Origin of the sequence: Cryobacterium sp. 10I1 (assembly GCF_035019805.1) — a bacterium.
Lineage (GTDB): Bacteria > Actinomycetota > Actinomycetes > Actinomycetales > Microbacteriaceae > Cryobacterium > Cryobacterium glucosi.
Genome location: NZ_JASJVF010000124.1, coordinates 1 through 9779, shown reverse-complemented (window position 1 = coordinate 9779; position 9779 = coordinate 1). Strand labels below are relative to the sequence as shown.

Annotated in this window: 7 protein-coding genes; 6 read left to right on the top strand and 1 reads right to left on the bottom strand. The window is 68.2% G+C overall.

All coding sequences use genetic code 11. The features are described from left to right. Positions 1–164: 164 nt before the first annotated feature. A complete protein-coding gene (locus QN345_RS11595) occupies positions 165–2231 on the bottom strand; it encodes a glucose PTS transporter subunit IIA (RefSeq protein WP_134560397.1) in 2067 nt (688 codons plus the stop codon). A gap of 393 nt (positions 2232–2624) precedes the next feature. Here QN345_RS11595 and QN345_RS11590 point away from each other — a divergent pair, with 393 nt between their 5' ends. From QN345_RS11590 to QN345_RS11565, 6 genes are all read left to right on the top strand, one after another. Beyond that, positions 2625–4034 carry a DUF6421 family protein gene (locus tag QN345_RS11590; RefSeq protein WP_322189091.1) on the top strand — a complete coding sequence of 470 codons (1410 nt, stop codon included), beginning with the start codon at positions 2625–2627 and terminating at the stop codon, positions 4032–4034. A 15-nt stretch (positions 4035–4049) separates the two neighbouring features. Next, entirely contained in the window at positions 4050–4739 is a 690-nt protein-coding gene (locus QN345_RS11585; protein WP_322189089.1) for an SDR family NAD(P)-dependent oxidoreductase, read from the top strand. 124 nt (positions 4740–4863) lie between these two features. Next, on the top strand, positions 4864–5748 hold the full coding sequence (locus QN345_RS11580; RefSeq protein WP_322189087.1) for an ABC transporter ATP-binding protein: 885 nt from the start codon (positions 4864–4866) through the stop codon (positions 5746–5748). Further along, complete coding sequence (locus QN345_RS11575) at positions 5745–6869, top strand: ABC transporter permease (RefSeq protein ID WP_134560405.1); 1125 nt, start codon at positions 5745–5747, stop codon at positions 6867–6869. The genes QN345_RS11580 and QN345_RS11575 overlap by 4 nt, the downstream gene beginning before the upstream one ends. Before the next feature lie 72 nt (positions 6870–6941). Further along, positions 6942–8066: a low specificity L-threonine aldolase gene (locus QN345_RS11570; protein ID WP_322189084.1), complete on the top strand. Its 1125-nt coding sequence runs from the start codon at positions 6942–6944 to the stop codon at positions 8064–8066. Then, positions 8063–9779 (top strand): long-chain-fatty-acid--CoA ligase (locus QN345_RS11565; protein WP_323508670.1); only part of this gene is annotated, 1717 nt, incomplete at its 3' end. The genes QN345_RS11570 and QN345_RS11565, both read left to right, overlap by 4 nt.

Genomic DNA, 9779 nt, shown 5'->3' with positions numbered 1-9779 from the left:
CGACGACCCGCTGCACGCGGCGAGGGCCGCAGAGGTGACCTCGCTCTGGCGACTGCGCGCGGCATCCGCCCCTGAGCGCTCCTGACAAAAAACACAAGGCGGGCAGAGAATCCTCTGCCCGCCTTGTGCGGTGAAACGTGATGCGTATTACCGGGTGACGACCGTTACTTAGCGGCGACCGTCAGGAGCGGGCTTCCGACCTGGACGTGGCCGGAGGCAGCCTGCTCGACGGGCCCGAACTTCCGGGCGTTCGTCACGAGCACCGGGGTGACGAGCGAGTAGCCCGCGTCCTCGATGATCGTGCGGTCGAAGACCACCAGCGGGGTGCCGGCTTCGACGCGGTCGCCGGCGGCGACCTTGACGTCGAAGCCCTTGCCGGCCAGGTTCACGGTGTCGATACCCACGTGGATGAGCAGTTCGACGCCGCTGTCGAGCAGCAGCCCGAAGGCGTGACCGGTCGGCTGGGCGACGAGGACCTTGCCGGCAGCGGGGGCGTAGACGGTGTCCTCTGTCGGGTCGATCCCGACGCCGGGGCCGACGATTCCCTTGCTGAACACGGGGTCAGGGACCTCGGCGAGCGGAACGACGATACCGGCGACCGGCGAACCGATCGTGGCGAGCAGGGTGGCGACGGCGGTGGCCGTTCCGGTGCTGGTCGCAGTGGCGACGCCTGCGCCTGCAGTACCGGCGGCAACCGGTGCTGCGACGGATGCGACGTGTGCGGACTTCTTGCTCGCTTCGGCTTCGTCGGCCGCAACCTGGGCGGCAACTTCCGCCTTCTGTTCCGGCGTCTGGTAGCCGGAGAGGATCACGAGGATCATCGCGGTGAAGAAGGCTGCAGCGATGGCGATCGTGTACAGCGGGATGTTGTCGAACGCGGGGATGGTCAGCAGCGAGGTGAAGACGAATGCGCTGGTCTTGACGCCGCCGCCGAGTCCGATGATGACGCCACCGACGAGGCAACCGATGAGCATGCGCGGGTAGATGCGCTTGAACCGCAGGTGGATTCCGTAGAGAGAGGGTTCGGAAATACCGCCGAGGAGACCGGCAGCGAGAGCGCCCGTCGCGGTCTGCTTCATCAAGCGGTCCTTCTCGCGAATGGCGAGGAAGAGCACACCGGCAGTGGCGCCGAAGCACGCGAAGTTCCAGGCGCCCATCGGGCCCTGGATGAAGTCAAACCCGAGGGACTGGATGTTGAGCAGCATGATCGCGTTCAGCGGCCAGTGCAGGCCGAGCGGAACCATGAACGGGTAGGCCAGCGGGATGACGACCGCGAAGATGAACGGCGAGAAATCGTTGATCGACTTGAGGAAGTTACCGAGTCCGGCTCCGCCGTACACACCGATCGGGCCGATCAGGAAGGCGGTCAGCGGGATCATGATGAGCATGCTGATGAACGGCACGAAGATCAGCTGGACGCTGGACGGAATGATCTTCTTCAGTAGCACGGTCAGGGCGGCGAGCACTCCGGCCATCAGCAGCGGCGGGAACACCTGCGAGCTGTAGTCGAACACCGTCAGCGGCAGTCCGAAGATCTGCACGACGGATGCGTGGCCGCCGAAGACGGACTCCGCACCATCGGTCTTCCCCAGGGCGGTGAAGCCCGGGAGCATGACGACGGCCATGATGCCGAAGCCGACCCACGGGTCGGCGCCCATCCGCTTGGAGGCGTTGTATGCAACCATCAGCGGCAGGAAGACGAAGACGCCCTGCCACATCAGGTTCACGAACTGCCACGACGGATCAAGGGTGACGCCGGGCGCGTTCCAGGCCGGAATGACACCGAGGGTCGCCATCAAGGCCATGAAGGTGATGAACAGCGACGCGCCCAGCAGCGCACCGAGGATGGGACGGAACGAGTCGGACAGGACCTCGAAGAACGTGTCGAGGGCGGCGAACTTTCCGCGCGGTCCCTTTGCCTTCCCCGCAGCCTTCATATCGGCGACGGAGTCGCCCTCGCTGGATCCGCCGGAGCTGATCCGCTTCATTTCGGGGAGGGCCATAATTTCGTTGTACACGGTCTCAACCGCACCACCGATGACGACCTGGTAGCGGTCGCCCGTCTGGGGGACGGCGCCGAGGACGGCGGGAATCGCCTCGACGGCCGACTGGTCGATACCGGATGCATCCTTGAGCTGGAAGCGGAGCCGGGTGGCGCAATGGGTGAGACCCACGACGTTTCCGGCACCTCCGATACTTTGAATAATCTCTGCAGCAGGTTTCGACGCCACCTTGGACTCCTTTGGGTGTGGATTAAGAACGTGTGTCTCCGGTGGCACGACTCAGGGCGACCGTGTGGGCCGGCTGAGAAAGTCGTGTGGGTTTTCACACATCATTAGCAACGTACACGATCTTTGTGCACATCTCAGCACCGGTTTTGACCGACGCTTCGAGCGCAGGGAATATGAATCGTTTCAGGATGGACCGAGGGAGATCGGGAGCGCCCGTGGGCGGTACCGGGCTGCACTGCGCGGCTTATTCACGCGCGAAACCGGCCGAACACGGCGATTCACTGCGGCAGCCCGCATGAAAACGCCGTCTGTCCCCGGATACGCTGGGGGCTCGCGCAGAGAAGCGCGTACACACCGCCGCGACCGCGGCATTCACGAGGACGGGAGGTTCCCATGTCGAATTACAGTGCAGAAGCATTGGTCGGTGAGCCCGAGGTTCTCGAGGACACGCCGGACCTCGGCAGCGCAGTCGGCACAGACGTCGCCACCACCCCGGCGTGGCTGCGACTGAAGGCCGCTGCCACGGCGATGCAGGCCATCCAGGCCAAGGACGGTTCGGTCCCCGAGCCCGCCGACCGGGCGGATGCCGCCGGCCACGTCGCCGTGATTCGCTCGGCCATCGAGGAACTCGCCCCGTACTTCGCGCACGACGCCGGCTACCTCGCGGCGCTCGGCCGCGACTTCGCCCGCTGGGCGGCCGAAGACTTCGGCATGCCCGACTTCTTCGACTCCCTGATGCAGTTCCAGCCGCAGCTGCACCGGACCGATGGCATCCGTCACCTCGTCGTCTTCCCGATGTACACCCAGAACGGCAGCACGAACCGTCTGGTCGAGGCGGTCCTGGTCGAGGTGATCTGGCCGGAGTTCGTCGCCGAACTCGAGCAGGAGTATACGAACAAGCTGTTCGTGCCGATCCGGTTCCTCGATTTCACACCCGGTTACGACACCAATTCGGCCGTGCTCTTCCCCGAGACGGTCGCGATGCGCGAGATCCCGACCTTCACCTGGGGTGCGATCTTCGCCGACCGGGAGGCCGCGCGCTTCCGCAGGGTCGTCGGTGCGGCATCCGCCATCACCCGCCTCGAGCTGCCCACCGAGGCCGCGGCGCTTCTCGACGACCAGCACCTCGCCGAGGAAACCTTCGTGATGTGGGACCTCATCCACGACCGCACCCACATGCGCGGAGACCTCCCGTTCGACCCGTTCATGATCAAGCAGCGGATGCCGTTCTTCCTCTACTCCCTCGAGGAACTGCGCTGCGACCTCACCGCCTTCCGCGAGTCGGTCACGATCGCGCGCGACGACAACGCGAGCCCGGAGGCCCGCAGGCATGCGAGCCTCGTGCAGTACGCGGTGATCTTCGACCGGATCTTCCGCTTCGCGATCAGCGGCAGCCGGGTGCGCAACTACGACGGCCTCGGCGGCCAGTTGTTGTTCGCGTGGATGCACCAGCACCACGTGCTGCACTGGACGGACACTGCGCTCAGCCTCGACTGGGACGCCGTCCCCGACGTCGTGATCGCACTCGGCGCCCGGATCGACGAACTCTACTGGGCCTCGATCGACCGGCCGAAGAAGGCGCACTGGCTCGCCGCGTACGCGATGATCGCCGAGACGCTCACGCCGAACCCGGCCTCGGCCTGGGCGCGCGGGCTCCCGCTCGACGTGCTCGCCGGACCTCCGAAGGGGTACACCGACCTCGTGCTCGACGACGAATTCCCGCTCTCGATGTTCTTCGAGGCGCTCGACAAGAAGATGAAGGCCGTCATCGAGTCGACGGCCGGCATCACCGGGCGCGACTAGGCGGGGCGGCCGACGATGACCGAAGCAGCGGATGCCGCCCGCAGGTTCGTCGCCGGCCGCACCGTGCTCGTCGCCGGTGCGACGAGTGCCGCCGGGCTGGCCGTTTCCGCGGCGCTCGCGGCTGCGGGCGCCCGCGTGATCGTCGTCGGGTCGAACCGGCAACGCCTCGACGCGCTCGTCGGGAGCGTGCCCGGCTCGTTCCCCTATGCCTGCGATCTCGCCGACTTCGCCGCCGTCACCGACCTCGCCGAACGCGTCCATGCAGACCACGGCATGATCGACGGGCTCATTCACCTCGTCGGCGGCTGGCGCGGCGGCGGCGGCCTCGCCGGCCAGTCGGACGAGGACTGGGCATTCCTGCACCGGAATATCGTGACCACGCTCCGCAACACGAGCCGCGCCTTCAACGCCGACCTGCTCGCGTCGCCGACCGGTCGCCTCGGCATCGTCTCGTCGGTCTCAGTGGAAGCGCCGGCCCCCGGCGGTGCGAACTACGCCGCGGCGAAGTCGGCGGCGGAAACGTGGACCCGCGCCGTCGGCCACGGCTTCGCGAAGGCGGCCCCACCGAGCGGCCAGACCGCCGCGACCGCGGTCTTCGTGGTCCGCGCCCTTGACGGCCTCGAACCCGAGCTCGCCGAACGGGTCGTCTCCCTCTGGGACGTGCCGGCGGCATCCGTCAACAACACGCGCATCCCCCTCGGCTGACCGCGCCACCCGACAGGTGTTGCCGCTGCGGACGACTGCGGCCGGTGTCACGGCCACTATTGTCCGAACCGGCGACAGGTAGCGGAGAGGCGCGCTAGCGTGGGCAAGCATACGGAGGAGGGGCATGCTCTCGATCGAGCACGTCAGTAAGCGGTTCGGCACCCGGCAGGTGCTGACCGACGTGAGCTTCGACATCGCCGACGGCCGACTGACCGGCTTCGTCGGCGCGAACGGCGCAGGCAAGACGACCGCGATGCGGATCATCCTCGGCGTGCTGTCGTCCGACTCCGGCGACGTCCGGCAGGGCGGGGTTCCGCTGACCGCGGATGACCGCCGCCGCTTCGGTTACATGCCCGAGGAACGCGGGCTGTACCCCAAGATGAAGATCGGCGAGCAGCTCGTCTATCTGGCCCGCCTGCACGGGCTACCCCCGGCATCCGCCCGGCGCAACGCCGCAGAGCTGCTCGAGCGCCTGGGCCTCGGCGAGCGCAGCGGCGACCTTGTCGAATCGCTCTCCCTCGGCAACCAGCAGCGTGCGCAGATCGCGGCGGCCCTCGTGCACGACCCCGAGTTCCTCGTCCTCGACGAACCGTTCTCCGGACTCGACCCGCTCGCGGTCGAGGTCGTGATGGGCGTGCTCGGCAGTTATGCCGCTCGCGGTGTCCCCGTGCTGTTCTCCTCGCACCAGCTCGACATCGTCGAACGCCTCTGCGACGACCTCGTCATCATCGCCGGCGGCGAGATCCGCGCGAACGGCCCCCGCGAGGAACTTCGCGAGCGGCACAGCAGCCCGCGCTTCGAGATCCGCACGGGTGACGACGCCGGCTGGGTCCGCACGGTGCCCGGCGTCGACGTCCTCGAGGTGAGCGGCGGTTTCGCTGTCTTCGAGGCCCAGACGGATGCCGCGAGCCAGGCCGTCCTCCGCCTCGCCCTCGAGCGCGGCCCGGTCCTCGCTTTCAGCCAGCAGCGCCCGAGCCTGGCCACCATCTTCAAGGAGGTCGTGCAGTGAGCACTCCATCGGGAACGGCCGACCGGTATCCGGCGCCGACGCTTCGGCAGAGCGTCTGGCTCGTGGCGACCCGGGAGATCGTGGCCCGGCTCCGCAGCAAGGCCTTCCTGATCTCCACGGGCATCCTTCTGCTCGTCTCGATCGGGTCCGTCGTGGCCGGCGGCATCGCGGGCCAGAACCAGACCCTGCCCAAGGTCGCGGTGGTCGGGTCCGCCGCCGCGCAGGTCGTGCGCCAGGCCGGCACGCTGGCCGCCGTCGAGGCCGACGATGTCGCCGCCGCCGAGGCCCTCGTGCGGGCGGGCACGGTGACCGCCGCGATCGTGCCGGCGGAATCGCAGGCCGGCTACCCGCTGCCCCTGCGGGTGATCGCCCTCTCCGCGACCCCGCTCGAGGTCGTCGGCGTCCTCAGCCTCCGCCCGGAGGTGACCCTTCTGGAACCATCGAAACAGGGCGAGGGCCTCGTCTACCTCGTCGCGATCGGTTTCGGGCTCGTCTTCTTCATGTCGGCGATCACCTTCGGCTCCACGATCGCGCAGAGCGTCGTCGAGGAGAAGCAGACCCGCGTCGTCGAGATCCTGATGACGACCATCCCGGTGCGGGCGCTCCTCGCCGGCAAGGTCGTCGGCAACAGCATCATGGCCTTCGGGCAGATCGTCGCGATCGGCCTGCTCGTCTCTATCGGCATGGCGGTGACCGGCCAGCACGTCCTGCTCGGCGACATCGGCCCGTCGCTCGTCTGGTTCGCGGTGTTCTTCGCGTTCGGGTTCGTGATGCTCGCCTCGCTGTTCGCGGCGACGGCGTCGATGGTGTCCCGGCAGGAGGACGTCGGCTCGGCGACCTCGCCGGTGCTCGTCCTCGTGATGATTCCCTATTTCCTGGTGATCCTGTTCAACGACAACCCCACCGTGCTCGCGATCATGTCCTATATTCCGTTCTCGGCACCCGTCGGAATGCCCATGCGGATCTTCCTCGGCACCGCCGCCTGGTGGGAGCCGCTGCTCTCGCTCGCGATCCTGCTCGCCTCCACCGCCCTCGTGATCCTGATCGGCTCCCGCATCTACGCGAATTCTCTCCTCCGGATGGGGGCACGGGTCACCTTCCGCGAGGCGCTCCGGGGCTGAGCGGATGCGCGGGCGCCGGTCCGCGAGCACATCTCACAGTGGCGGCGGAGCCGGATGCGCAAGGATGGAGGGGTGACTCAACTCCATGACCTTTCCTCGCGCGGTTTCGCCTCGGACAACTACTCCGGGGTGCACCCGGAGATCCTCGAGGCGATCGGCAGGGCCAACGGCGCCCACCAGATCTCCTATGGCGAAGACGTGTACACCGAGCGCCTCCAGGAGGTGTTCGCGCGGCACTTCGGCGAGGGCACAGAGGCCTTCCCCGTCTTCAACGGAACCGGCGCGAACGTGGTCGGCCTGCAGTCGATGCTGCCGCGCTGGGGCGCCGTCATCTGCGCCTCGACCGCGCACATCAACTCGGATGAGGGCGGCGCCCCCGAGAAGGTCGCCGGCATCAAGCTCCTCACCATCGACACCCCCGACGGCAAGCTCACCCCCGCGCTGATCGACCAGCAGGCCTGGGGCTGGGGCGACGAGCACCGCGCCCAGCCGCTCGTCGTCTCGATCACCCAGACCACCGAGCTCGGCACCGCGTACAGCATCGAGGAGGTGCGGGCCATCGCCGACCACGCGCACGCGAACGGCATGACCCTGCACATGGACGGCGCCCGCCTCTCCAATGCGGCCGCGGCGCTCGGCGTCCCGTTCCGCGCGTTCACGCGCGACGCCGGCGTCGACGTGCTGAGCTTCGGCGGCACCAAGAACGGGATGATGTACGGCGAGTGCATCGTCGTGCTCAACCCCGAGGCATCCGCCGGCCTGGTCTACCTGCGCAAGCTCAACATGCAGCTCGCCTCGAAGATGCGGTTCATCTCGGCACAGCTGATCGCGCTGCTCGACGGCGACCTCTGGCTCCGGAACGCCGGCCACGCGAACGCCATGGCCACGAAACTGCGAACCGCCCTCGACGACGGCATCGCGGACGGCTCGATCACAGGCGTCTCCTTCAGCCAGCCCACCCAGTCCAATGCCGTGTTCGCGGTGCTGCCGCCCGGCGTCGCCGACAGCCTGCGGGAGGCGTTCCGTTTCTACGACTGGAACCCGGCGACCGGCGAGGTGCGCTGGATGTGCGGCTTCGACACCGAGGAGGCCGACATCGACGCCTTCGTCGCCGCCCTCAAGGTCGAACTCGGGTCGGCTCGCGCGCTCGCGAGCGACCGGGACACCATGCAAACCCCCGAACCGGCCGAACGATGAACGCCTTCGCCAACAAGCCCTGGCTCGGCTCGTACGCCCCCGGGGTGCCGAACACCATCCCGGCCCCCTCCGACACCCTCGTCGGCATGATCGAGGCCTCCTGCCGGCTCTACGCCGACGCGATCGCGCTCGACTTCTTCGGCGGCACCACGAGCTACACCCAGCTCGGGGAGCAGATCTCGCGCGTTGCGAACGGGCTGATGCGCCTCGGCGTGAAGCCCGGCGACCGGGTCGCTCTCGTGCTGCCCAACTGCCCCCAGCACGTGGTCGCGTTCTACGCCGTGCTGCGCCTCGGCGCGATCGTCGTCGAGCACAACCCGCTCTACACCGAGCGCGAGCTGCGGCACCAGTTCGAAGACCACGGCGCCCGGGTCGCGATCGTCTGGGACAAGGTCTACGCGACCGTGCGCGACTTCCCGGCCGACCTGGGACTCCGCACCGTCGTCGCCGTCGACCTCACGGATGCGATGCCGCTGGTCAAGCGCCTCGCCCTGCGGTTGCCGATCAAGCAGGCCCGGTCCTCGCGAGACGCACTCACCGTCTCCGAGCTGCCGAAGGACGCCATCGAGTGGTCCTCCCTCGTGCGCGCCCGCAAGCTCCGCCACAACCACCCGCGACCGGCCCTCGGCGACACCGCGGTTCTGCAGTACACCAGCGGCACGACCGGCACCCCGAAGGGCGCGATCCTCACCCACTCGAACCTGCGGGCCAACGCGCTCCAGGGCGAGGCGTGGGTGCCCGGTCTCACCCCCGGCCAGGAGGTCTTCTACGCCGTCCTGCCGATGTTCCACGCCTACGGCCTCACCCTCTGCCTCACCTTCGCGATGGCGACAGGGGCCCGGCTCGTACTGTTCCCGAAGTTCGATGAGAACCTGCTGCTGGACGCCGCGAAGCACACTCCGCCGACCTTCCTTCCCGCGGTCCCGCCGATCTACGACCGGCTGGTCACCGCTGCCGAGAAACGGAACGTGAGCCTGCGGAGCATCCGCTTCTCGATCTCTGGCGCGATGAGCCTGCCCGTCTCGATCGTCGAACGCTGGGAGTCCGCCACCGGCGGGCTCCTCGTCGAGGGGTACGGCATGACCGAGGCCTCGCCGATCGCCGTCGGAAACCCGATCGGCCCGAGCCGCCGTCCAGGTACCGTTGGAGTGCCGTTCCCGAGCACAGAGATCCGCGTCGTCGACCCGAAGGACCCGTCGATCGACCGCGGTGTCGAGGAAGAGGGCGAGTTGCTCGTCCGCGGCCCGCAGGTCTTCTCCGGTTACTGGGACCAGCCGAGCGAGACCGCCAAGGTGCTCCTCGACGGCGGCTGGCTCCGCACCGGCGACATCGTGCGCGTCTCCGCCGACGGCTTCGTCACCATCGTCGACCGCATCAAGGAACTCATCATCACGGGCGGGTTCAACGTGTCGCCGTCCGAGGTCGAAGCCGCTCTGCTCTCACACCCCGACGTCGCCGACGCCGCCGTCGTGGGCATCGCGAGCAAGAACGGCGGCGAGGACGTCGTCGCCGCGATCGTGCTCACCGACGGCGCCGCGCTCGACGTCGACGCCCTGCGTGAGTACTGCCGCACCCGGCTCTCGGCGTACAAGGTGCCGCGGCGCATCGTCGAGGTCGAGGAGCTCCCCCGCTCGATGATGGGCAAGGTGCTGCGCCGCACCAAGGAGGAGGTCGCCGGTGACCTGCCGAGCAAGCAGGAGCAGGTGCTCGAGC